We start from the raw sequence: 21611 nt of genomic DNA, 5'->3' as shown, positions 1-21611 counted from the left end.
CATGAAGCCTTACCTGGCATTCGCTGGTGCGCTGCTGCTGGCCATCCCGGGCCTGACCCTGGCCCAGGCCCAGACCGACCCGCAGATGGAAGAGCAGATGCAGCAGCAGGAGCCGGAGACCACGACCTACCAGGACTGGGAGGTCGCCTGCATCGAGACCCAGGGCGGCGAGCGCTGCCGCATGCAGCAGACGCTGCAGATCCAGGACGAGCAGGCACAGGGCGCCTACCTGCAGGCCTCGCTGTTCCGCGATGGTGACAGCTACATCATCGAGATCCTGCTGCCACTGGGCGTGGACCTGCGCCCCGGCATCCTGATGCAGGTGGATGACGATGGCGAGGAAATCGAGGCCCCCTACATCGCCTGCGTGGAGCAGGGCTGCGTCGCGGGCCATGAGCTCAGCGAGAGCCAATTCAACGCGATGCGTGGCGGTAGTGCGCTGACGGTCGGCTTCTGGCCGCTGCACGGCGACCAGCCGCTGGCCTTCGACGTCTCGCTGATGGGCTTCACCGACGCCAGCGAGCGGCTCTAGGCCTTCGCTTGGCTGCGCCACACGGGCCGGTACAATGACCCGTGTGGCGAAGCACAGGGACGCAACGAGCCGGGCCGGTCTCAACCGCGCCCGGGCACGCTGGCGGCGGGCAGCCTGGACTGTCCTGGCCGCCGCCGTACTGTGGTGGATCCTGGCCGGGCTGGATGCCCTGCTGGAACCCCTGGCACTGCTCGCGGTTCTGCTGGCCGGGGCCGCCAGCCTCGTACTGCCCACCGGTCGCCCCCTCGCCGTCCGATTCCGGGCCATACCGGGCCTGATCGGCTATTTCCTGCGAGCTTCCTTCCTCGGCGGTATCGACATCGCCCGACGCGCACTGGACCCCAAGCTGCCCATCGCGCCGGACTTCATCGAGTACCGGGCCGACCTCCCGCATGGACCACCGCTGACCCTCTTCATGGCCGTGCTCAGCCTGCTCCCGGGGACCCTCAGCGTTCGCCTCGAGGGGCGCCTGCTGACCGTGCATGTGCTGGATCGCCACAGCCAACCCGAAGTCGCGCTGCGCGAGCTCGAACGGCGTATCCACGATGCCTTCGAAGACCCCCGCCGGCAATCAGAGGAGACACAATGACTGTCTTCTATCTGGGTGCCGCACTCTTTCTGCTCGCGACGATCCTGCTCGGCCTGATCCGCGTGTTGCGCGGCCCCGGCTCCGGCGACCGCATGCTGGCCGCCCAGCTGTTCGGAACTACCGGGGTCACCATCCTGCTGCTGCTGTCACTGACGCTGGAGACCCCGGCACTGGTCGACGTCGCGCTGGTCTTCGCGTTGCTGGCGGTGGTGGCCGCGGTCGCGTTCGTCCGCCAGCACGGCCTACCGGAACCGTCGGGCACCCCCATCCGTCAGCGCCACGGCCAGAAAAAGGAGCCGGACGATGATCGCTAACACCCTGACCGTGATCCTGATCCTTTCCGGGCTCGTGTTCTTCGCGGCCGGGACGGCCGGGCTGCTGCGCTTCCCGGATGTGTACTCCCGCCTGCACGCCCTGACCAAGGCGGACAACGTCGGGCTGGGGCTGGTGATCCTCGGCCTGATGCTGCAGGCCGGCGGGCCGGCGGACATCCTCAAGCTGTTCCTGATCTGGGTGCTGGTCCTGGCGGCCGGCACCACGGCCGCGCACATGGTGGCGCAGCGCACCTGGACTCACGGGGAATTCGAGTCCGATCGATGAGCGACCTGCTCCTCGTCGTCTTCGATCTGGTCCTGCTGGTCGGACTCCTCGGGGTCGCCTGGCGCTGCCTCGCGAGCACCGACCTGTTCCGAGCGGTGGTGCTGTTCATCACCTTCGGGCTGCTACTCGCGCTGGCCTGGGTGCGTCTGGAGGCCCCGGACATCGCCCTGGCCGAGGCCGCGATTGGTGCCGGTATTACCGGTGCCCTCTTGCTGGTCACGCTGGAGCGGTTGCGCAGCATCGCGGTCGAACGCCGGCGCGGGCGTCCCGACCAGCCACCCGACCCCGCCGGTGCCGATGCCCTGCTGCACGCCCTGCATGACCCCCCGCCGCCGCGACGGACCTTTGTCCCCGCGCTGACCTTTGCCCTGGTGGTCGGCGGGCTCATGGTCACCGCCCTGTGGCACCAGCCGGACGCCGTGGGTCTGGAACCGGTGGTCGACGAACATATGGATATCTCGGGCGTGGATCACCCGATCACCGCCGTCCTGCTCAACTTCCGCGCCTACGACACCTTCCTGGAGCTGGCGATCGTACTGATCGCCCTGCTCGGGGCCTGGTCGCTGGGACGCTACGACCACCTTCCGGCACGCCCGGCGCCGGGCCCGATCCTCCCCGGTACCCTCCGGCTCCTGGTGCCGGTCGCGATCGTCACGGGCGTGTATATCCTCTGGGCGGGCAGCCATGCCCCGGGCGGTGCATTCCAGGCCGGGGCCATCCTGGGCGCCGCCGGCATCCTGCTGGTGCTGGCGCGGCCCCGCGACCTGCCGATGGCGCCGAGTACGCCGCTGCGTCTGGGCCTGGCCGCGGGGGTGGGCCTGTTCCTGGCGATCGGGGTCGTCGGGCTCTTCATCGGCCCGGGCCTGCTCGGCTATCCGCCCGAATGGGCCTACCCGCTGATCATCGTGATCGAGGTCGCGGCCACGTTGTCGATCGCGCTCACCCTGGTGGCGCTGTTCATTGCCGGACGGCCTGCCGGAGACGATCACTGATGGCCGGAGACGCACGCTGATGGAATGGCTCGCCCAGCAACTGGCCCCGGGCCTGATCTATCCGACGGCTGGCGCGGTCCTGTTCGCACTCGGCCTGTACGGGCTGATCCGCCGCCATCACCTGGTCCTGCGGATTCTTGCGCTCAACATCATGGGTTCCGGGGTCTTCATGGTGCTGCTGGGCATTGCGGCCCGTGGCGAGGGCCCACCGGACCCGGTCGCGCAGGCGCTGACACTGACCGGCATCGTAGTCGCGGTTAGCGCCACGGCATTCGCGCTCGCGCTGGTCGTGCGCCTGGCGCGCATCACGGGCCAGGCGATGATGCTGCCCGGCCCGCCGGACGATGACGCGCCGGTGGACGACATCTCGCGCGAGGAACATGCCCCCTCCGCGGAGTACGAGCGGGAGCGTCGCGAATGAGCGAGACACCCGCCGCAATGCTCCCGCTGGCGATCAGCGGCCTGGTGGCCCTGTCGCTGGCGCTCGCGATCCTGGCCACGATCTGGCCCCGTCAGGCGCACCGGATTGGGGGTTATGGCGCGGTGCTGATGACCGCAGCCGTCGTGGTGCTGAGCGCCCTGTTCCTGGCCGCGGGACCCGACCCGGAGTCCGCGGCCACGCGCGTGGCGCTGGGCGGCTGGGAGGCACCACTGGGCGTGATGCTGCACCTGGATGGCCTGTCGATGACCTTGCTGGTACTGACCGGCGTGGTGGGGCTGGCAACCAGCCTGTACAGCCTCGGCTACGTGCACGACCCGATCGAACGTCGCCAGTTCTGGCCCCTGTGGCTATGGCTGTGGGCCGGGTTGAACATGCTGTTGCTGTCCGGCGATGCCTTCAACCTGTACATCTCGCTGGAGGTGGTGTCGCTGTCGGCGGTGGCGCTGGTGGCGTTCACCGGCACCGCCGCCGCGGTCTCCGGGGCAATGCGCTATATGCTGATCAACATCCTCGGCTCGCTCAGTTTCCTGATGGGGGTTGTACTCCTGTTCGGGGAGCACGGAGTACTGGACCTGGTGCTGCTGGAGGCGCGCACCGAGATCGGCCCCACCGAGCGCATGGCCGCGGTACTGATGACCGCCGGGCTGATGCTGAAGGCGGCGCTGTTCCCACTGCATGTCTGGCTCGCCCCGGCACACGGCTCCGCCCCGGCCCCGGTCAGTGCCGTACTCTCGGGCCTGGTAGTCACCGGCTCGTTCTACCTGATCCTGCGCCTGTGGATGGGGCCCTTTGCCCCGCTGGCCACACCGGCGTTCGGCATCCTGGTGGGGCTGCTCGGCGTGGCCGCGCTGGTCTGGGGCTCGGCCCAGGCCCTGCGGTCCGGGCGTCTGAAATCCATCGTTGCCTATTCCACGGTGGCCCAGTTCGGCTATCTGCTGATCGCCTTCCCGCTGATGCTGGTGGACTCCGGGGCATGGAGGGTCGTGGTGTTCTTTGCCGTCGTCCACGCGCTGGCCAAGGCCTCCGTCTTTCTCGCCGCCGGTACGCTGCAACACGCGGCCGGACATGACCGTCTGGCCGACATGGGCGCGATCCTGCGCGCCCGTGGACGCACCGTGTTTGCGCTCGGGCTGGCCGGGGTCAGCCTCATGGGCCTGCCCTTCACCGGCGGCTTCATCGCCAAATACCTGCTGCTGGAGGCAGGGCTGTCCACGATCCTGGCGGGCAGCCTGATCGGCGTGCTGTGGGTAATCGCGATTGCCGGTGGCGGGCTGCTCGCCGCCGGCTACGTACTGCGCATGGTGGCCCCGGCCTTTCACCGCGGGCCCCGGGACGCCGGTGAGGCCGTCTCGCCGTGGATGGACTGGGTGCCGCTGGGGCTGGCCGTGGTTGCGGCCGCCGCCGGATTCGCCGGCACCCTGACGCTGCACACCCTGACACTGACCCCGGGGGCACCATGACCGACGGCGGCTGGCTGCTCCTCGCCATCCTGATGAGTTCGCTGGGCCCGGGCCTGGCGATCTTCTTCCTGCCCGAACGGCGCTATGGCCTGCGGACCCTGCTGAATCTCGGCGGGGCCGGGACCAAGCTGGTACTGGTCGGCTGGCTGCTGCTGGGCGTCCTGCGCGGCGATGAATATCAGCTCAGCATCCCGCTGCTGCCGGGGATCGACTTCGTACTCGCGGCGGACGCCCTGTCCCTGCTGTTCGCCACCCTCTCAGCAGTGCTGTGGTTCGTCACCACCGTGTACGCCATCGGCTATCTGGAAGGTTCGCCACGTCGGAGCCGTTTTTTTGGCTTCTTTTCCCTTTGTGTCAGCGCCACGGTCGGGATCGCGCTGTCGGGCAACCTGATCACGCTGCTGATCTTCTACGAGCTGCTGACGCTGGCCACCTGGCCGCTGGTGGTGCACCGCGGCACACCCGCCGCCCTGCGCGCCGGACGCCTGTATCTGGCCTACACCCTGACCAGCGGGCTGGTGCTGTTCACCGCGATCGTCTGGCTGACGCTTCTGGCCGGTGCCGAATCCTTCGTGCCGGGCGGCTACCTCGGCGAACTCGCGACCACGCACGAGACCACGCTCAAGGTCCTGTTCGTGATGTTGATGATCGGGTTCGGGGTCAAGGCGGCTTTGGTGCCGCTGCACTCCTGGCTGCCGATCGCGATGGTCGCGCCCGCCCCTGTTAGTGCCCTGCTGCACGCGGTCGCCGTGGTCAAGGCCGGGGCCTTCGGGATTGTGCGGGTGGTGAACGACGTCTATGGCGCCGAGGTCACGATGGAACTCGGGCTCGCCGCAGGGCTGGTAGTGGTCGCCGCGATCACCATCCTGTACGGCTCGATCCAGGCCCTGCGCACGGACGACCTGAAGCAGCGGCTGGCCTTTTCTACCGTCAGCCAGGTCTCGTACATCGTGCTGGGTGTCGCGCTGGCCGGGCCGCTGGGGGTCATCGGCGGGCTTGTGCATCTGGTGCATCAGGGGATCACCAAGATCACGCTGTTCTTTTGTGCCGGCAACTTTGCCGAGACACTCGGCATCCACAAGATCAGCGAGCTGGACGGCGTGGGCCGGCGCATGCCGTTGACCATGCTGGCCTTTACCCTGGGCGCCCTGGGCATGATCGGGCTGCCGCCGCTCGCGGGCTTCGTCACCAAGTGGCATCTGGGCCTGGGGGCGCTGGAGGCCCAGTTCCACTGGGTACTGGCCGTGCTGATCGTCAGCAGCCTGCTCAATGCAGCGTATTTCCTGCCGCCGGTGATCCGCGGCTGGCTGGGCGAGCGACGCACGTCCTGGCACGAGCGTATGGTCGAACATAGCGGCCCCACACGCTTCGAGACCCACTGGATGCTGCTCGTCCCCACGATGTTCGTCGCGGCCCTGAGCCTGCTCGGCGGGCTGCTGGCCGGGATGAGCCTGAGCCCGCTCGACTGGGTGACCCTGATCGTGGAACGCGACTATTCGATCCCGGGGTTCGCGCCATGAACGCCCTGATCTGGCTCGCGATCCCCCTGGTCCCGCTGCTGCTCGCGGTACTGATCGGCCTGCGGCCGCACAGGACCCGCTTCAACCGTTGGGTCCCGTGGGCGGCATTGCCGGGCCTTGGAGGTGCGGCCTTCGGGGGCGATATCGAGCCCGCCGCCCTGGACTGGCTGATGCTCAACACACTGCTGGGGCTCGACCCTCTGGGACAGGCCTTTCTGGCGTTGACCTCTGGGCTGTGGCTGGCGGCCGGCCTGTTTGCGCTGAGCGATCGCCAGGATGACCCGCTGCGTCACCGCTTCTACGCGTTCTGGCTGCTGGCGCTCTCCGGGAACCTGGGCCTGATCCTCGCCCAGGACGCCCTGAGCTTTTATCTGTTCTTCTCCCTGATGAGCCTGGCGGCCTATGGCCTGGTGGTGCACTCCAATACAGCGGAGGCCTGGCGCGCCGGACGCATCTATCTGATCCTGGCGGTCGTCGGCGAAATCCTGCTGTTTTCCGGCCTCGTCATGGCGATTCACCAGGCGGGTGGCGATACGCGGCTGACCGCGATCGCCGAGGCGCGCCCCGAAGGCTGGGGCCTTGCGTTGCTGGTGCTCGGGTTTGGCATCAAGGCCGGGATGCTTCCACTGCATTTCTGGCTGCCGCTGGCCCACCCGGCCGCACCAGTCGCGGCCAGCGCCGTGCTGTCGGGGGCGATGATCAAGGCCGGCCTGCTGGGCTGGCTGCGGGTATTGCCACTGGATGAGACCGGCCATGTGCTGCTCGGCGAGACCCTCGTGCTCCTGGGTCTGTCGGCAGCCTTCCTCGCCGCACTCGCCGGGGTTCTGCAGTCGCGTCCCAAGACCATCCTCGCGTACTCCAGCATCAGCCAGATGGGGCTGATGACGGCCGGGGTCGGGCTGGCACTCGCCCTGCCTGACCTGCGGGCCTGGCTGCTGATGGCCGTTACGCTCTACGCCGTGCACCACGGCTTTGCCAAGGGTGCGCTGTTCCTGGCCGCCGGGATGACCGCGCAGCGCCCCGCGGGTGGCACAGGCCGCCTGGCCTTTTTCCTGTTCGCGGTGCTGCCAGCACTCGCCCTGGCCGGGATGCCGATGACCAGCGGCGCGCTGGCCAAGAACACCCTGAAGGAACCGCTGTACGACGCCGATCTGGCCGGCTGGATGGCTCATACGGAGTTCGCCCTGACCCTGGCGGCCGCCGGCACAACGCTCCTGATGCTGCGCTTTCTCTGGCGCTGGTATCAGACACAGCAAGACACCCAGACGCCCCCGCGCGCGGACTCGCGCCGCTGGTGGGCCTGGGGCGGCCTGGCGGCGATGTCGCTGGTCTTCCCCCTGCTGGGGGTGGCAGTCGCCCCACCGGAGCAGGTTTCCGCCTGGGTCGTCCTGACGAGTCTGAGCCTTGTCTGGCCAATTGGTGTCGGCCTGGTCCTGGGGCTGCTGGCCTGGCGATGGGCTCGGGATCGCGATCGGCCGTGGCTCCAGGAGGGCGATCTCGTCGTGCCCCTGGAGTGGCTCGCGCACACCAGCCAGCGCCTGTGGCACCGCCGCCCTGCATTGATCGGCGTCGGGCGCCACCCGGCGCGCCTGCGCTGGGTACGCTACCGGCTTCGTGAACGGCTGGAACTGGCCGAGCGTGTACTCACCCGCTGGGAGACCATCGGCCTGCTGTTCGCCGCCGCGATGCTGGGTCTGTACCTGACCCTCTGGGCCGGTTGAGACACACACAAAAAAGGCCGACCCGAAAGGGCCGGCCTGATGGGCTCAGATCAGCCGATCAGTGCTCATCGAGAAAGTCGACGGTGAAGTCCACCACGTCGTCGGCGAAGAAGTCGCGGAAGAAATGATCCGCACCATCGACGGTGTTCACCGTGATGTGCTCCTTGTCCTCGACCGCATCCATCCGCTCCGGCAGATCTGCCACCACGTCATCCTCGGACCCGATCACCACCAGCGTCGGGGTCTGGATGCCGTCGATCACGCTTGGCGTGTTGTGGACCGGGGCCGGATCGTAGTAGCTCAGGAACGCATGGGGTGCGACATCCAGTTCGCCACATTGCAGAAAACGCACGCCTTCCAGCATGGAGCCGTCGCCACGGTCGTGTTTCTCCTGGGCGCGGGCCAGTACTTCACCCAGTGGTTCCCCGGCCTGATCTTCGTAATCCGCCGCGACCTTGTCCGCATCAAAGGTGGACGGAGCGACCAGAACCATCGCGCGGATGTCGTCCGGATCGTGCTCGGTCAGATAGCGGGCCACCTGGTTGCCTCCACGCGAATGCCCGAACAGCGTGACCGGGCCATAGCCTTCGCCCTGCAGCCACTCCTGCCAGAGCGCGACCTCTTTCATGTGCTCGTCCACGCCATGATGAATCGGCGCGTCGCACTCGAACATCCCCTCACGTTCGTCGATCCCGTAGCTCAGGTTGATCGACAGCGTATTGTGGCCTCGGTCGGCCAGCTGATCCTGGACCGCCTGCATGACCTCCATGCGGCCGTGGGCGAGCGTGCCATGCAGCATCAGCACCACACCGTCTTCAGGCGAGGCACCGGCCCCTTCCTGGAAATGACCGATCAGGGTCAGGTCGTCATGCTCCAGCGTGACCTTGTCGGCCGCAAACGCCGGGGCTGAAGCCAGGTAAGCGGCCGCACAGGCCGTCGTGATCCATGAATGCCGCATCTCAATCTCCTTGGGTCGGGGTTGGAATCATTCTAGTAATCCCGCGAATGACTAGACTGTCACGAAACAATAAAAATTCCCGACCCTTACTCTGTTTATTGCATCCGCCGTTGCTGCGTCTTGCCAAATCAGCGTTTCCTAGAGACACCACGAAGTGACACGGACATTTCCTGCGCCGCCCACGGCCTGTAACCTGAGGGGCCTTTCGCCCTCCTGGACGCCCCTGACCACACCATGACTGCCGCACAGCCCCTGCCCCCGGATTCCACTGCGCTGGATGCGCTGGCGGCTGCGATCATGGTCCTGCAGCAAGAGCTGCCCGCGGATCGGCTGATCCTGGAGGCCCACGAGCGCCGCACCTACGAATGTGACGGGCTGTCCGCCTATCGCCAGACCCCCGGCGCCGTCGCGCTGCCCCACACGCGGGAGGAACTGCTCACCTGCCTGCGGGTATGCCGCGAGCACCAGGTCCCGATCGTACCCCGCGGGGCGGGCACCGGACTCTCGGGCGGGGCCCTGCCCAGTGCCACCGGGTTGCTACTGTCCCTGGCCCGCTTCAACCGCATACTGGAGATCGACGCCGACAATCGCTGTGCGGTCGTGCAACCCGGCGTACGCAACCTCGCCATTTCCGAGGCGGCTGCCCCCCAGGGCCTCTACTACGCCCCGGACCCCTCCTCCCAGATCGCCTGCTCGATTGGCGGCAATGTCGCCGAAAACGCCGGCGGCGTGCACTGTCTGAAATACGGCCTCACCGTGCACAACGTGCTGGGGCTGGAGATGGTCACACTGGATGGCGAGATCATCCGCCTGGGCGGCAAGACCCTGGACACCGCGGGCCCCGACCTGCTGGCGCTGATGATCGGCTCCGAGGGGATGCTCGGCATCGTCACCGAGGTCACGGTGCGCCTGCTGCCCCGGGCGGAACGCACCCAGGTCCTGCTGGCGAGTTTCGACGAGGTAGAGGCCGCCGGGCGCGCGGTGGCCGGGATTATCGCGGCCGGGTTGATCCCGGCCGGCCTGGAGATGATGGACAACGCCGCGATCCGCGCGGCCGAGGACTTCGTGCACGCAGGCTATCCGGTGGACGCCGCCGCGATCCTGCTATGCGAGCTCGACGGCACCAACGCCGAGGTCTCCGAGGACATCATGGTGGTGCGCCGCAAGCTGCTCGAGCTTGGCGCCACCGAGGTTCGCACCGCACGCGACGCCCAGGAGCAGGCCCTGTTCTGGGCCGGGCGCAAGGCCGCCTTTCCGGCCGCGGGCCGAATCTCGCCGGACTACTACTGCATGGACGGAACTATCCCCCGTCACCAGCTCGGTACCGTGCTCGAGCGCATCAATGCACTGTCGCGCGAACATGGCCTGGGCGTGTGCAACGTCTTCCATGCCGGCGACGGCAACCTGCACCCCCTGATCCTCTACGACGCCAACCAGCCCGGCCAGCTGGAAACGGCCGAGGCCTTCGGGCAGCAGATCCTGGAGCTGTGCGTGGAAGTTGGCGGGACCGTGACCGGCGAACACGGCGTGGGCGTCGAGAAGCTCGACGGCATGTGCGTGCAGTTCGCGCCCCTAGAGCTCGAGCAGTTCCACCGGCTGCGGCAGGCCTTCGATCCGCTCGGCCTGCTGAATCCCGGCAAGGCGGTGCCCACACTGGCACGCTGCGCCGAGTTCGGTCGCCAGCACGTGCATGGCGGCCAACTCCCGCACCCCGACCTGCCGCGCCTTTAGCGTTGGCGAATGCGGCCCGGGACTATTTAGTCTTGGAGACATATCCTCTAAGATGCAGCGAGAATCCAAGATCACGGGCCCTTGACGAGGTGCCCGACCCAATCGAATGAAGCGTTCCCGGGACCGGTGCGACGGCACCTACGACTCGTTCAACCAGGGCGTCGACAGCACGCTTCGGCTACTCCATTTGCTGGCCCCGCTCGACACCTGGATGCTGACACGGGTGGAGGGCAACGAGCAGATCGTAGTGCGCGCGGATGACCACGGCTACGGCATCGAGGCCGGCTCGGTCTTCGACTGGAGCAATTCCTTCTGCATCCGCATGCTCGAGGGCCGCGCCCCGCGCATTGCGGCGGACGCCGCGCGCGAACCCTCGTATGCCGAGGCCCTGGAAGCGCTCGCCGCCGCCGGTAGCGAGACGCCAATCAGAAGTTATATCGGCTACCCCATCCGCGACGTTGACCACCAGCTGTATGGCGTCCTCTGCGCCATCCATCCGGAAACCATCGCCATCTCGTCGGAGGAACACAACGCGCCGATACAAGCCGCGGTGGGTACGCTGGAGGCCCTGATTCACATGCGTCACCAGGTCGACAGCCTGGAGCGGGAGCAGGAGGCGCTCAGACTGGAGGCCCACACCGACACCCTGACCGGCGTGTACAACCGCCGTGGCTGGTCGCTCGCCCTTGCCTCCGAGGAGGAACGCTGCGCGCGGCACGGGCTACCGGCCGGCGTCGTCATGGTCGACCTGAATGGACTGAAGCGGCTCAACGACAGCGAGGGGCACGAGGCCGGCGACCGACTGATCGCAACCGCCGGCCGTGTATTGCGCGAGACCGTACGCGACATCGACACTGTCGCCCGCATCGGTGGCGACGAGTTCGCGGTCCTGTTCCCCGAGACCCCCATCGACTACATCCCGGATCTCGCCCGGCGCCTGCGTGACGCACTCGACCAAGCCGGCGTCTCCGCCGCACTTGGCGCTTGCTCGCGCGATATGCGTGGCGACCTGCAAACAACCCAGGCCTATGCCGACAAGGCCATGTACGACGACAAGCGCAGCCAGCGCAACGACCACTGACAGCCCGGGGTGGACCCTGTCCAGAATTCGGAACAACGGGCCCGAACGACGCTGCCCACCGGGTGTCGATGGTTTACCATGCCCCTTTTCGACCCCGCGCGTTCGGGCGCCCCAGCGAATCTTCGAGGCCGTTTCATGAGCAAGACCGTCACGCTGACCGACAACACTACCGGCAAGAGCATCGAGCTGCCGATCCAGGAGGGTGCCCACGGCCCCAATTGCATCGACATCCGTGCGCTGTACAAGGAACTCGGTTACTTCACCTACGACCCGGGGTTCATGTCCACGGCCAGTTGCCGCTCGGATGTGACCTTCATCGACGGGGACGAGGGCACCCTGCTCTACCGTGGTTATCCGATCGAACAGCTGGCGGAAGGGAGCACCTATCTCGAGGTCTGCTACCTGCTGCTGAACGGCGAGTTGCCCTCCTCCGACGACCTGCACGACTTCTCGCGCATCATCAAGGACCACTCGATGCTGCACGAGGCGGTCCGCCGCTTCTTCGACGGCTTCCGTCACGATGCGCATCCGATGGCGATTATGGTCGGCGTGGTGGGGGCCTTGTCGGCCTTCTATCACGACAACGTCGACGTGCATAACCCGGAACACCGCCGCATCGCCGCGCACCGGCTGATCTCCAAGATGCCAACGATCGCCGCCTGGTCGTACAAGTACGCCCACGGCCAGCCGTTCATGTATCCGGACAACAACCTGTCCTACACGGCCAACTTCCTGTCGATGATGTTCGGGGTGCCCAGCGAGCCCTACCAGCCGAACCCGGTCTTCGTACGCGCACTGGACCTGATCCTCATCCTGCATGCGGATCACGAACAAAACGCCTCAACCTCCACCGTGCGCCTGTCCGGCTCTTCCGAGGCGAACCCGTTTGCCGCGATCTCGGCCGGCATCGCCTCGCTGTGGGGTCCGCTGCACGGGGGCGCGAATGAAAAGGTCGTGCGCATGCTCGAGGAGATCGTGAACTCCGACAAGAGCGTGCAGGACTTCGTCGCCCGCGCGAAGGACAAGAACGACCCGTTCCGCCTGATGGGATTCGGCCACCGCGTGTACAAGAACTACGATCCGCGGGCGAAGATCATCCGCAAGATGTGCCACGAACTGCTGGCCGAGATGGGCGACATGGGCGCCGAGAATCAACCGCTGTTCGACGTCGCCATGGAGCTCGAGCGCATCGCGATGGAGGACGACTACTTCATCGAGCGCAAGCTCTATCCGAACGTGGACTTCTACTCCGGCATCATCCTGCGCGCGATGGGCATCCCGCTGAACATGTTCACCGTGATCTTTGCGCTGGCCCGCACGGTGGGCTGGATCTCGCACTGGAACGAGATGATGCAGGATCCGGAATCACGCATTGGCCGTCCGCGCCAGCTCTACACCGGGCACCCCTCACGCGAGTACATCGCGATCGAGGAACGCTAGGAACGTTCTTCGGAAACACTGATCAATGTACACGCTCGCGCTCGAGTCGCTTTTACGTGTGAACAAGGCGCGGTGACTGCCGTGCAGTCATTCTGCACAAGGGAGCCGCAACGCCGTGCGCGCGCCCGTTTTTGATCAACAACGGGCGGCCGAGCCCCTGCTTTAAATGGATTGTGGGGTTGGCACCCCAGGTTCCCCGATCCCGCGTTGCGCCGCTTGCGGGTAGAACCACTACCCGTTGCACGACGCGCCTTGTCTCGGAAAACCTGGGGTACCAACGCGAGCGTGTACATTGATCAGTGTTTCCCTTGGCGCTCCCCCTCCCTTGCCGTGCGACTGCGCCAGTGCTATCACTGGGTAAACAACGGACGCAAGGGAGGGACCGTCCATGACGCTTGATCGCTTTTTCCTGGTGTTTGCCGGGATCGTTGTACTGATCAGTGCCCTGCTGACCTGGGCCGCCAGTGGATGGTGGCTGCTGCTGACGATCTTTATCGGCGTCCACCTGATCCAGTCCGCCTTTACCGGATTCTGCCCGCTGGCCATGGTGCTGAAGAGCCTGGGCATGAAGCCCGGCGAGATCTTCCACTGAACCGACCTGTTCCGGCACGTGTGCGGACCCACCGACCAGTGGGCCCTTGTATTTCTGTGTCTGCGGGCACATATTAGAGTTGTCTAATAGATAACCCGGGAGAATCCCCCATGAGCATCGATCGCATTGTCCTCGCCTTTGCCGGCACCGTCGTCATCATCAGTGCCATCCTGGCCTGGGTGTTCAGCCCCTGGTGGCTGCTGCTGACCCTGTTCGTCGGCTTCAACCTGCTGCAGTCGGCATTCACCGGCTTCTGCCCGCTGGCCATGATCCTGAAGGCCATGGGCGTCAAGCCCGGCGAGGCCTTCAACTAGGTCCGCAATATGGCAAGGCCCGGGCCGCTCGGTCCGGGCCTTTTTGCTTTAAGGGAACACTGAACAGTGTTTCCTTAAGGGCCTGCAAAACGCCCCGCCCTGGCGCACAATGGAGGGGCACCCAAACCAGCCTCCCACGATGCTCTCGCTGATCCCGCGTCTGTTCCAGCGCGCCCCCGAACCCGACACCGAGGCCCGCCAGTGGGTCCGCGCCGTTACGCTCTGGGCACGGCGCCAGGCCGTCTGGGCGCAGCCGCTCGGTCAGGCCCACCTCGTTCTGCCGATTCGCGAGCATTTCCCCGGGCAGGCCGATACCCGCCACGGGATGGCGCAGATCGTGTTCGACGCCGTATGCAGCCATGCCGGCTTTGCCGACGGCCCGTTTCGGCTCGCGCAACCGGATGACCTCCTGGATAACCCGGTGCCGATGGGCTCCTGGGGCCATACGCCCCGCCCCGAATCCATACCGATTCCCTACGATCCCCGGCTGGTCGGCGAGAACGAGGCCCTGATCGGGCACTTTGCCCGCGAGATCGCGCTGAGGCTCCTCCCCACCTCGGAAGAACCTGCCCCCTCGCAGGAGGGCAACGAGGGGCATGTAGCCGAACTGCTGGCCACACAGATGGGATTCGGTGTGATGCTCGCCAATACGGCCTTTCACGTGCGGGTCGGTGGTTGTGGCTCCTGCAGTGCCCCGAGTGCGGAACGCCAGGCATCGCTCGGGCGCGACGATCTCGTCTACGCGCTGGCCCTGTTCTGTCACCATCAGGGCATTGCCCCGAGCCGGGCGCGAACCTTCCTCAACAAGCCGTTGCGCCCGGTGTTCCGCCAGGCCACACGCAGCCTCGCGCAGCAAGCTCGCCAATCGGCCTGATCAGCTCTTCGTCGGGCGCCTCCATGCCCACGGCACGACCAGCAGGCTTTCCAGGGGCCCCTTGCGGAACAGTCGGCGCCAGCCCACCGCAAACAGCATGAACAGCCCGGTGAATACCGCGACCACCACCAATGCGGGGCCAACGTCCTGCTTGAAGACCACGTCGTCGCGCCACAGGGCGATCACAACCAGGTGCAGCACGTAGAAGGTCAACGCCAGCTGGCCGGTCGCGACCAGCGGCCACAGCGCACGCCCGAGGCGATCCGCCGCCACCAGGCACACGGCAAGCACGGCTACCGCCACCCCGGTCGCATTCAACAGCCATAGCGGACGCTGGCTGTGGGCCTTCATGTCGGCGAGATCGGCCCAGCGCAGACCTCCGCCTGGCTCGCCCCACCACGCAAAGAGGGCGACATGCAGCGCCCAGGCCACCCCTGCAACGGCGGCACCCACCAGCAGCATCCGCAAACGCAGCGCATCGCTGCGCAGATCGCAGCGGCCCAGCCACAGCCCCACCACAAACGGCACGATCCAGGTGATCAGCGGGTACGGGCCCGAGAACAGGAGGGCGTGCAGCATTACACCGGGCGGGTTGTCCGGCCCGATACCGACCCGCTGGAAGGTATCGGGGTCCAGCATCTGGCCATATAGGTACAGCGGTGGCCCCAGCACCAGGGCGAACAGGCCCACCAGGAAGAGCACCGTGGTGCGTAACCGCACCAGCCCGATGGAGAGTACGAAAAACAGGGCATAGGTCTGCAGGATCACGTTCAGTTCGCTCTGCATCGCCTGCAGGGCCAGACCCAATGGAAACAGCAGCAAGGCACGCCAGAGGAGTTGCCCGGCCAGGCCCTCGGCCGCGACACGCCGCGAGGCCGCCAGGAACGAGATTCCGACCCCGGCCACCAGCATGAACAACACCGAGGCCCGCCCATGCGGTAGCGCGTACCACTGGCCTGCAACCGAATCGAGACGAGTGGGCCCCACATGCACCATCAGCATGCCGATCATGGCCAGCGCACGGGCCGCATCGACCCCTTCCATCCGTCGCCGGGCTTCCGTGGCGTTACTCAAGCCCACCCAATCTCCCAAACACTTGTGGCTCCTCGTTCTCACCACCCGACCGTGCCCGACACGCGCCGAGAGGTCACCCGTCAGACGAGCGTTTCGCCGATCACGTTCGTATTCCACCGGATTGCGAAACGCCCGAGCAATGACTAGATAACAGATGGGATCCAAACAAAGGAGTCGCTCCCATGCGCATGACCAAGCTCACCCCCCTGTTCCTCGCCGGCGCCCTCGTATTCGCCGCAAGCCCGGCGCAAAGCAGCGAGGGCACCTTTAACACTCCGACGCTCCTCCCCGAACTCGCCGTCAAGGCGGTCGAGGCGGCCATGGAGGCCTGTCGTGATCGCGATACCCAGGTCGCGGTGGCCGTCGTGGATCGTCACGGCGTAACCCAGGCCGTCAAACGCGACCGCTTCGCCGGGGCTCATACCGTCGATACCGCCGTATCCAAGGCCTGGACGGCGGTCAGCTTCCGTACCGATACCCTGGAACTGCGCGAAATGACGATGCCGGGCGAAGCCGGTTACGGCATTCAGCACCTCCCCAATGTCACCATCCTGGGCGGCGGTGTGCAGATCACCGATAACGGGAGCATCATCGGCGGCATCGGCGTCTCCGGCGCCCCCAGTGGTGAAGTCGACCACGAGTGTGCCGAGGCAGGCATCGAGGCCATTGCCGACGACCTGTTCTAGGCCCGCAACGAACAAGGCCCTTCCCGCTCGGGAAGGGCCTTCTACTGTCCGGACCTTGGTATCCGCCAGGACCGGTGGTGCTAGCGGGCCTCCATCCGGTACAGCCCGCCGTCGGACTCGTCTGTCAGCACGTAGATATGCCCGTTCGGGCCCTCGCGCACATCACGGATGCGCCCGATCTTGCCATGCAGCAGCTCCTCCATGTGCACAACTTCGTCGTCCTCGATCACGATGCGCAGGATACGCTCGGCGCGCAGGCCGCCGGCCAGCAGATTACCCTCCCAGGCCTCGAAGCGATCCGAGGTGATCAGCGCCAGCCCGGAGGGCGCCAGCGTAGGCAGGAACTCGTAAATCGGGGGAATCACATCGTCCGATTCACGGGCATCTCCAAACGGGCGCTCCGTCGGATATTCACGTCCACGTGTGACACCCGGCCAGCCGTAGTTACCGCCAGCCTCCATCCGATTGAGCTCGTCCCCGCCGCGCGGACCATGATCGGTCAGCCAGATCGTGTCATCGGCGGGATCGACCACCAGCCCCTGCGAGTTGCGCAGGCCGTAAGAATAGATGTGCGGCTGGGCGTCGTCACGGTCGGCAAACGGGTTGTCGGCCGGGGCCTCGCCATCCTCGGTCAGGCGCAGCAGCTTGCCGGTGTGGCTGGACAGGTCCTGGGCCGGCTCCTCCTGGCGGCGGTCGCCGATGGTCATCAGCAGGGTGCCGTCGGCGAGCCAGGCGAGGCGAGAACCGAAGTGGCCATGATTGCTGCCCCCGCGATCCTGCTCGAAGAGCTTCTCGAAGTCGTGCAGCTCGCCATCCTCCAACAGGCCACGGCCCATCGCAGTGTAGGACTGATCTTCGTCACCAGAGGAATAGGTCAGGTATACCCAGCCGTTGTCACGGAAGTCCGGGTGAAGGGACACATCCAGCAGCCCGCCCTGGTCGCGGGCCACCACATCCGGCACACCCGCCACCTCGCGGACTTCGCCGTTCCTGCGGATGTGCTTCAGCGCGCCGGTACGCTCGGTGACCAGATAGCCTCCACCGGGCAGGAATGCCACCGACCACGGGTGTTCCAGATCGCCCGCAACCCGCACCAGATCGAACTGCTCGTATTCGGTGCTGATGCCGGACTCGACCGTCTCGCCGGCCTGGGCACCACCGGCCAGCAGCGCCGTGGCGGCCGCAGTACCAACCAGACTGCGCCAGACAGGGCCGTAATTCGCCATGACAACCTCCCGTTCTTTCCGTGAAACCACAACCATGCGACCGACAGGGTTTCCCGGTGTTCCCGCAATCGGCTTGCCCGTCGGCACGGTCTCGGCGGAGAAAGGGCGGCTTCAGGCCTCCGGGCGCAGGTGCGGGAACAGCAGCACATCGCGGATGGAGGCGCTGTTGGTCAGCAGCATCACCAGGCGGTCGATGCCGATGCCCTCTCCGGCCGTGGGTGGCAGGCCGTATTCCAGGGCGCGGATGTAGTCGGCGTCATAGTGCATCGCCTCGTCGTCGCCGGCGTCCTTCTCCGCGACCTGGGCCTGGAAGCGCTCGGCCTGGTCCTCGGGGTCGTTGAGCTCGGAGAAGCCGTTGGCGATCTCGCGCCCGCCGACAAACAGCTCGAAGCGGTCGGTCACGAACGGGTCTTCGTCGTTACGCCGCGCCAGCGGCGAGACCTCGGTCGGATAGGCGGTGATGAAGGTCGGGTGACGCAGTTTGTTCTCGGCGGTGTACTCGAAGATCTCGGTCCACAGCTTGCCGAGGCCGAAGCTCGCCTTGATCGGGATCTCCAGGCGCTCGCAGTGCGCGCGTACCTTGTCGATGTCCGCCAGGTCCTCGCTGGTGATCTCCGGGTTGTGCTCGAGGATCGCCTCGCGCACCGTCATGCGCGTGAACGGCTGACCGAAATCGTAGGTCTCGCCCTGGTACTCGATGGTGGTCGTGCCCAGCACGTTCTCGCACAGCCCGCGCAGCAGCGTCTCGGTGCGGTCCATCAGCGCGTGGTAGTCGACGAAGGCCTCGTAGAACTCGAGCATGGTGAACTCGGGGTTGTGCCGGGTGGACAGCCCCTCGTTGCGGAAATTGCGGTTGATCTCGAAGACCTTCTCGAAGCCGCCGACGACCAGGCGCTTCAGATACAGCTCCGGCGCGATACGCAGATACAGCGGCATGTCCAGCGCATTGTGGTGCGTGGCGAACGGCCGCGCGGTCGCGCCGCCCGGGATCACCTGCATCATCGGGGTCTCCACCTCGATGAAGTCCTCGCGCTCGAAGTACTCGCGGATGTAGCGCACGATCCGGGTGCGGGTGCGGAACAGCTCGCGGCTGTCCGGGCTGGTGATCAGGTCCACGTAGCGCTGGCGGTAGCGCTGTTCCTGGTCGGTCAGGCCGTGGAACTTCTCCGGTAGCGGGCGCAGGCTCTTGGTCAGCAGGCGCAGCTCGTCCAGCTGGACCGTCAGCTCGCCGGTCTTGGTCTTGAACAGCGTGCCCTGCCCGCCGACGATATCGCCCAGGTCCCAGTGCTTGAAGGCCGCGTAGGCACCCTCCGGCAGGCTGTCACGCTGGGCGAACAGCTGGATATCCCCGGACTGGTCGCGCAGGCGGACAAAACTCGCCTTGCCCATCACGCGCTTGCCGATCATGCGCCCGGCCACGGTCACGCGGATCCCCTGCCCCTCCAGCGCCTCGCCTTCGGTGTCGTCATGCGCGGCGTGCAGATCGGCCGCCAGGGCATCCCTGCGGAAGTCATTGGGGAAAGCCGGGCCGGCCTCGCGCAGCTCGTTCAGCTTGGCGCGACGCTGGGCGATCAGCTTGTTCTCGTCGGTAATCTCGGTCATCGGGAATCCCGGTAAAAGAAAGCGTTACAGCCCACTCTTAAGGCTGGCTTCGATGAACTGGTCCAGGTCGCCGTCGAGCACGGCCTGGGTGTTGCCGACCTCCACGCTGGTGCGCAGGTCCTTGATCCGCGACTGGTCGAGCACATACGAACGGATCTGGCTGCCCCAGCCGATATCGGACTTGGCGTCCTCGGCCGCCTGCTTCTCGGCGTTGCGCTTCTGGATCTCCATCTCGTAGAGCTTGGCCTTCAGCTGCTTCATCGCCGTGTCGCGGTTCTTGTGCTGCGAGCGGTCGTTCTGGCAGGCCACCACGATGCCGGAGGGCTCGTGGGTAATGCGGATGGCCGACTCAGTCCGGTTGACGTGCTGCCCACCGGCCCCGGAGGCGCGGTAGGTATCCACGCGCAGATCGGCCGGGTTGATCTCGATCTCGAAGCTGTCGTCCACCTCCGGCGAGGCGAACACCGACGCGAACGAGGTGTGCCGGCGATTGCCCGAGTCGAACGGCGACTTGCGCACCAGGCGGTGCACGCCGGTCTCGGTGCGCAGCCAGCCAAAGGCGTATTCGCCCTCGATACGCACAGTCGCACTCTTGATACCGGCGACATCGCCCTCGGAGAGCTCGATGATCTCGGTCTTGAAGCCGTGGTTCTCGGCCCAGCGCAGGTACATGCGCAACAGGATGTTGGCCCAGTCCTGGGCCTCGGTGCCGCCGGAGCCGGCCTGGATGTCGAGATAGGCGTTGGCCTCGTCCATCTCGCCGGAGAACATGCGCCGGAACTCCAGTGCCTCGACCCGCGCGGTCAGGGCCGCGACGTCGGCCTCCACCGCCGCTGCCGTCTCGGCATCGTCATCGGCCTCGGCCATCTCCAGCAAGTCGCGGCTGTCGGCCAGCTGCGTGCCGATCTCGCGGATGTTGACGACGATGTTCTCGAGCTGGGCGCGTTCCTTGCCCAGCGCCTGCGCACGATCCGGGTCGTTCCAGATGTCCGGGTTTTCCAGTTCGCGCTGGACCTCTTCTAGGCGTTCTTCCTTGACCGGGTAGTCAAAGATACCCCCTAAGGCCTTCCAGGCGGCCTTTCAGGTCATCAATCTGGGTATACAGCGGATTCAGTTCCATGATGCGTCGATTTCCGGTGTGCGGGTGGGCAGAAAAGCCGCGCAGTATAACACCCCTGACCCGGCGTCTGGCGCACTCGGGTCCAACCGGACGGGGTGCGTCAGAGGACTCGCGCGCGCCGCCAGAAGGCCAGGCTGTCCCGGCGTTCCAGAACCCTGGGCGGCTCCGAGCGCGCAAGCGGATCGTGAAACTCCAGCGCCTCCAGGTGTCCCTTCCGAAGCAGAGGCAGCAGAGGCCGTACGACGTCATCGGCCAGGGACTGCATCACCTCCGCATGGCGTTCGAGATCGCGCGCGCCTGCCAGGGCATCCAGTACCACGACGGTATCGCGCACCGCCTCCGCCGCGGCGGCCGGATCCGGATTCCAATCAAGCGCCGTCCAGTCCGCCAGAAAGTGCGCGACAGGCCCACCGCCACAGACCGCGCGCACGGCCGTGGCGCCCTCTGGACGCCCCGGTGACCAGAACCACAGCCCGTGAACGGGCTCGCGCCCGGATTGCTCGCGCGCCTGGTTCACCGGATGCTGGAACCAGGTCATCTGCAGGGCGTTGTTTAGGACCTGCAGACGGCGCGCGACGTCACTGTCCATCGCACCCCGGCTCATCGAGCGACCCCAGCCCGCTGAGGGCGGCTCGCCCGCTCCATCCCCCTCGCCCTCCATTTCCAGGAGCCACAGCCCAGCCGACGACAGCCGCAGCGTGGCCCCCGCCGCTTCCAGATCCGGACGCGCGGCCTCCCACAGCGCCTCGCGCTCTTCCCGGTGGACCTCGAAGACCGGATCCGCGACCAGGTCCTTCATCCCGGGCGTCAGCCGCACGGGCCAGGCCAGCCACAGGCGCGATCCCGAGACCGGCTGCTCGAAGCCCAGCCGCCGCGCGAGCTGGACCTCCCAGCCCTCCCGGGCATCCGCCGGCGCAGCTACCAGCGGGCGTGCTCGGCCCAGCCAGCGCGCCAGATGCCGGATTCCCGGGGGATCCTCGCCGTCCTTCGGCAAGGCCGCCTCGGCACGCCGAAACAATCCGGGCAGCAGAAGCGTCACCCTCGCCATCTCGGGTCT

At 66.5% G+C, this 21611-nt stretch carries 22 protein-coding genes; 16 read left to right on the top strand and 6 right to left on the bottom strand.

Features of this window, described 5'->3' with window-relative positions:
• Position 1 precedes the first annotated feature (1 nt).
• The 9 genes from F791_RS0101005 to F791_RS0100965 are packed head-to-tail and all read left to right on the top strand — an operon-like array spanning position 2 to position 7856.
• Complete coding sequence (locus F791_RS0101005) at positions 2-532, top strand: invasion-associated locus B family protein (RefSeq protein WP_018993565.1); 531 nt, start codon at positions 2-4, stop codon at positions 530-532.
• A gap of 34 nt (positions 533-566) precedes the next feature.
• A complete protein-coding gene (locus F791_RS0101000; RefSeq protein ID WP_018993566.1) occupies positions 567-1121 on the top strand; it encodes a Na+/H+ antiporter subunit E in 555 nt (184 codons plus the stop codon).
• Positions 1118-1435, top strand: a complete 318-nt coding sequence (locus tag F791_RS0100995; protein WP_018993567.1) for a monovalent cation/H+ antiporter complex subunit F — start codon at positions 1118-1120, stop codon at positions 1433-1435. The genes F791_RS0101000 and F791_RS0100995 overlap by 4 nt, the downstream gene beginning before the upstream one ends.
• Entirely contained in the window at positions 1425-1721 is a 297-nt protein-coding gene (locus tag F791_RS0100990; RefSeq protein WP_018139077.1) for a monovalent cation/H(+) antiporter subunit G, read from the top strand. Before F791_RS0100995 ends, F791_RS0100990 begins: the two co-directional genes overlap by 11 nt.
• Positions 1718-2713 (top strand): hydrogenase subunit MbhD domain-containing protein, encoded by a 996-nt coding sequence (locus F791_RS0100985; RefSeq protein ID WP_018993568.1) that lies wholly within the window; start codon positions 1718-1720, stop codon positions 2711-2713. Before F791_RS0100990 ends, F791_RS0100985 begins: the two co-directional genes overlap by 4 nt.
• A gap of 19 nt (positions 2714-2732) precedes the next feature.
• On the top strand, positions 2733-3134 hold the full coding sequence (locus F791_RS0100980) for a cation:proton antiporter subunit C (protein WP_018139079.1): 402 nt from the start codon (positions 2733-2735) through the stop codon (positions 3132-3134).
• Complete coding sequence (locus tag F791_RS0100975) at positions 3131-4615, top strand: complex I subunit 5 family protein (RefSeq protein ID WP_018174512.1); 1485 nt, start codon at positions 3131-3133, stop codon at positions 4613-4615. The genes F791_RS0100980 and F791_RS0100975 overlap by 4 nt, the downstream gene beginning before the upstream one ends.
• Positions 4612-6135, top strand: coding sequence for a complex I subunit 5 family protein (locus tag F791_RS0100970; RefSeq protein WP_018139081.1), 1524 nt, complete (start codon positions 4612-4614; stop codon positions 6133-6135). Before F791_RS0100975 ends, F791_RS0100970 begins: the two co-directional genes overlap by 4 nt.
• A complete protein-coding gene (locus F791_RS0100965) occupies positions 6132-7856 on the top strand; it encodes a complex I subunit 5 family protein (RefSeq protein WP_019592045.1) in 1725 nt (574 codons plus the stop codon). Before F791_RS0100970 ends, F791_RS0100965 begins: the two co-directional genes overlap by 4 nt.
• A 58-nt stretch (positions 7857-7914) precedes the next feature.
• Here the strand turns inward: F791_RS0100965 and F791_RS0100960 are convergent, their stop codons facing one another.
• Positions 7915-8814, bottom strand: a complete 900-nt coding sequence (locus tag F791_RS0100960; RefSeq protein WP_019592044.1) for an alpha/beta hydrolase — start codon at positions 8812-8814, stop codon at positions 7915-7917.
• Between the two features lie 234 nt (positions 8815-9048).
• Between F791_RS0100960 and F791_RS0100955 the strand changes: the two genes are divergently transcribed.
• The 6 genes from F791_RS0100955 to F791_RS0100930 all read left to right on the top strand — a co-directional run bounded on the left by F791_RS0100955 (position 9049) and on the right by F791_RS0100930 (position 14846).
• Positions 9049-10545, top strand: a complete 1497-nt coding sequence (locus F791_RS0100955; protein ID WP_018995277.1) for an FAD-linked oxidase C-terminal domain-containing protein — start codon at positions 9049-9051, stop codon at positions 10543-10545.
• 106 nt (positions 10546-10651) lie between these two features.
• Complete coding sequence (locus F791_RS0100950; protein ID WP_018139085.1) at positions 10652-11626, top strand: sensor domain-containing diguanylate cyclase; 975 nt, start codon at positions 10652-10654, stop codon at positions 11624-11626.
• A 135-nt stretch (positions 11627-11761) separates the two neighbouring features.
• A complete protein-coding gene (locus F791_RS0100945; protein WP_018139086.1) occupies positions 11762-13066 on the top strand; it encodes a citrate synthase in 1305 nt (434 codons plus the stop codon).
• A gap of 388 nt (positions 13067-13454) precedes the next feature.
• Entirely contained in the window at positions 13455-13658 is a 204-nt protein-coding gene (locus tag F791_RS0100940; RefSeq protein ID WP_018139087.1) for a DUF2892 domain-containing protein, read from the top strand.
• A 110-nt stretch (positions 13659-13768) separates the two neighbouring features.
• Positions 13769-13972 (top strand): DUF2892 domain-containing protein, encoded by a 204-nt coding sequence (locus F791_RS0100935; RefSeq protein ID WP_012982402.1) that lies wholly within the window; start codon positions 13769-13771, stop codon positions 13970-13972.
• Between the two features lie 139 nt (positions 13973-14111).
• The gene (locus F791_RS0100930; protein ID WP_019592043.1) at positions 14112-14846 is read left to right on the top strand and encodes a hypothetical protein; all 735 of its coding nucleotides are present in this window, start codon (positions 14112-14114) and stop codon (positions 14844-14846) included.
• Here F791_RS0100930 and F791_RS0100925 read toward each other — a convergent pair whose 3' ends face one another.
• Positions 14847-15890: an acyltransferase family protein gene (locus F791_RS0100925; protein WP_018139089.1), complete on the bottom strand. Its 1044-nt coding sequence runs from the start codon at positions 15888-15890 to the stop codon at positions 14847-14849. It lies immediately after the preceding gene.
• 212 nt (positions 15891-16102) lie between these two features.
• Between F791_RS0100925 and F791_RS0100920 the strand changes: the two genes are divergently transcribed.
• Positions 16103-16606, top strand: coding sequence for a heme-binding protein (locus F791_RS0100920; protein ID WP_018139090.1), 504 nt, complete (start codon positions 16103-16105; stop codon positions 16604-16606).
• Between the two features lie 80 nt (positions 16607-16686).
• On the opposite strand, the gene F791_RS0100915 is transcribed toward F791_RS0100920, so the two are convergent.
• From F791_RS0100915 to F791_RS0100900, 4 genes are all read right to left on the bottom strand, one after another.
• Positions 16687-17832: a PQQ-dependent sugar dehydrogenase gene (locus F791_RS0100915; RefSeq protein ID WP_018174506.1), complete on the bottom strand. Its 1146-nt coding sequence runs from the start codon at positions 17830-17832 to the stop codon at positions 16687-16689.
• Between the two features lie 111 nt (positions 17833-17943).
• Entirely contained in the window at positions 17944-19434 is a 1491-nt protein-coding gene (gene lysS / locus F791_RS0100910; protein WP_018174505.1) for a lysine--tRNA ligase, read from the bottom strand.
• Positions 19435-19458: 24 nt separating this feature from the next.
• A protein-coding gene (gene prfB, locus F791_RS0100905) for a peptide chain release factor 2 (RefSeq protein ID WP_155987368.1) occupies positions 19459-20554 on the bottom strand; the annotation gives its coding sequence in 2 pieces (ribosomal slippage) (positions 19459-20481 and positions 20483-20554; 1095 coding nt in all).
• Between the two features lie 100 nt (positions 20555-20654).
• The gene (locus tag F791_RS0100900) at positions 20655-21602 is read right to left on the bottom strand and encodes a hypothetical protein (protein WP_018649379.1); all 948 of its coding nucleotides are present in this window, start codon (positions 21600-21602) and stop codon (positions 20655-20657) included.
• Positions 21603-21611 lie beyond the last annotated feature (9 nt).

Source organism: Thioalkalivibrio sp. ALRh (assembly GCF_000381425.1).
Classification (GTDB): Bacteria; Pseudomonadota; Gammaproteobacteria; order Ectothiorhodospirales; family Ectothiorhodospiraceae; genus Thioalkalivibrio.
This window is presented reverse-complemented; position numbering and strand designations above follow the sequence as displayed.

Coding starts and splice junctions, on each gene's coding strand:
- F791_RS0101005 (WP_018993565.1), top strand. CDS start 2: ATGAAGCCTTACCTGGCATTCGCTGGTGCGCTGCTGCTGGCCATCCCG.
- F791_RS0100975 (WP_018174512.1), top strand. CDS start 3,131: ATGAGCGAGACACCCGCCGCAATGCTCCCGCTGGCGATCAGCGGCCTG.
- F791_RS0100900 (WP_018649379.1), bottom strand. CDS start 21,602: ATGGCGAGGGTGACGCTTCTGCTGCCCGGATTGTTTCGGCGTGCCGAG.
- F791_RS0100955 (WP_018995277.1), top strand. CDS start 9,049: ATGACTGCCGCACAGCCCCTGCCCCCGGATTCCACTGCGCTGGATGCG.
- F791_RS0100915 (WP_018174506.1), bottom strand. CDS start 17,832: ATGGCGAATTACGGCCCTGTCTGGCGCAGTCTGGTTGGTACTGCGGCC.
- F791_RS0100965 (WP_019592045.1), top strand. CDS start 6,132: ATGAACGCCCTGATCTGGCTCGCGATCCCCCTGGTCCCGCTGCTGCTC.
- F791_RS0100980 (WP_018139079.1), top strand. CDS start 2,733: ATGGAATGGCTCGCCCAGCAACTGGCCCCGGGCCTGATCTATCCGACG.
- F791_RS0100935 (WP_012982402.1), top strand. CDS start 13,769: ATGAGCATCGATCGCATTGTCCTCGCCTTTGCCGGCACCGTCGTCATC.
- F791_RS0100970 (WP_018139081.1), top strand. CDS start 4,612: ATGACCGACGGCGGCTGGCTGCTCCTCGCCATCCTGATGAGTTCGCTG.
- F791_RS0100925 (WP_018139089.1), bottom strand. CDS start 15,890: ATGGAAGGGGTCGATGCGGCCCGTGCGCTGGCCATGATCGGCATGCTG.
- F791_RS0101000 (WP_018993566.1), top strand. CDS start 567: ATGACCCGTGTGGCGAAGCACAGGGACGCAACGAGCCGGGCCGGTCTC.
- F791_RS0100985 (WP_018993568.1), top strand. CDS start 1,718: ATGAGCGACCTGCTCCTCGTCGTCTTCGATCTGGTCCTGCTGGTCGGA.
- F791_RS0100950 (WP_018139085.1), top strand. CDS start 10,652: ATGAAGCGTTCCCGGGACCGGTGCGACGGCACCTACGACTCGTTCAAC.
- F791_RS0100960 (WP_019592044.1), bottom strand. CDS start 8,814: ATGCGGCATTCATGGATCACGACGGCCTGTGCGGCCGCTTACCTGGCT.
- F791_RS0100920 (WP_018139090.1), top strand. CDS start 16,103: ATGCGCATGACCAAGCTCACCCCCCTGTTCCTCGCCGGCGCCCTCGTA.
- F791_RS0100945 (WP_018139086.1), top strand. CDS start 11,762: ATGAGCAAGACCGTCACGCTGACCGACAACACTACCGGCAAGAGCATC.
- lysS (WP_018174505.1), bottom strand. CDS start 19,434: ATGACCGAGATTACCGACGAGAACAAGCTGATCGCCCAGCGTCGCGCC.
- F791_RS0100930 (WP_019592043.1), top strand. CDS start 14,112: ATGCTCTCGCTGATCCCGCGTCTGTTCCAGCGCGCCCCCGAACCCGAC.
- F791_RS0100990 (WP_018139077.1), top strand. CDS start 1,425: ATGATCGCTAACACCCTGACCGTGATCCTGATCCTTTCCGGGCTCGTG.
- F791_RS0100995 (WP_018993567.1), top strand. CDS start 1,118: ATGACTGTCTTCTATCTGGGTGCCGCACTCTTTCTGCTCGCGACGATC.
- F791_RS0100940 (WP_018139087.1), top strand. CDS start 13,455: ATGACGCTTGATCGCTTTTTCCTGGTGTTTGCCGGGATCGTTGTACTG.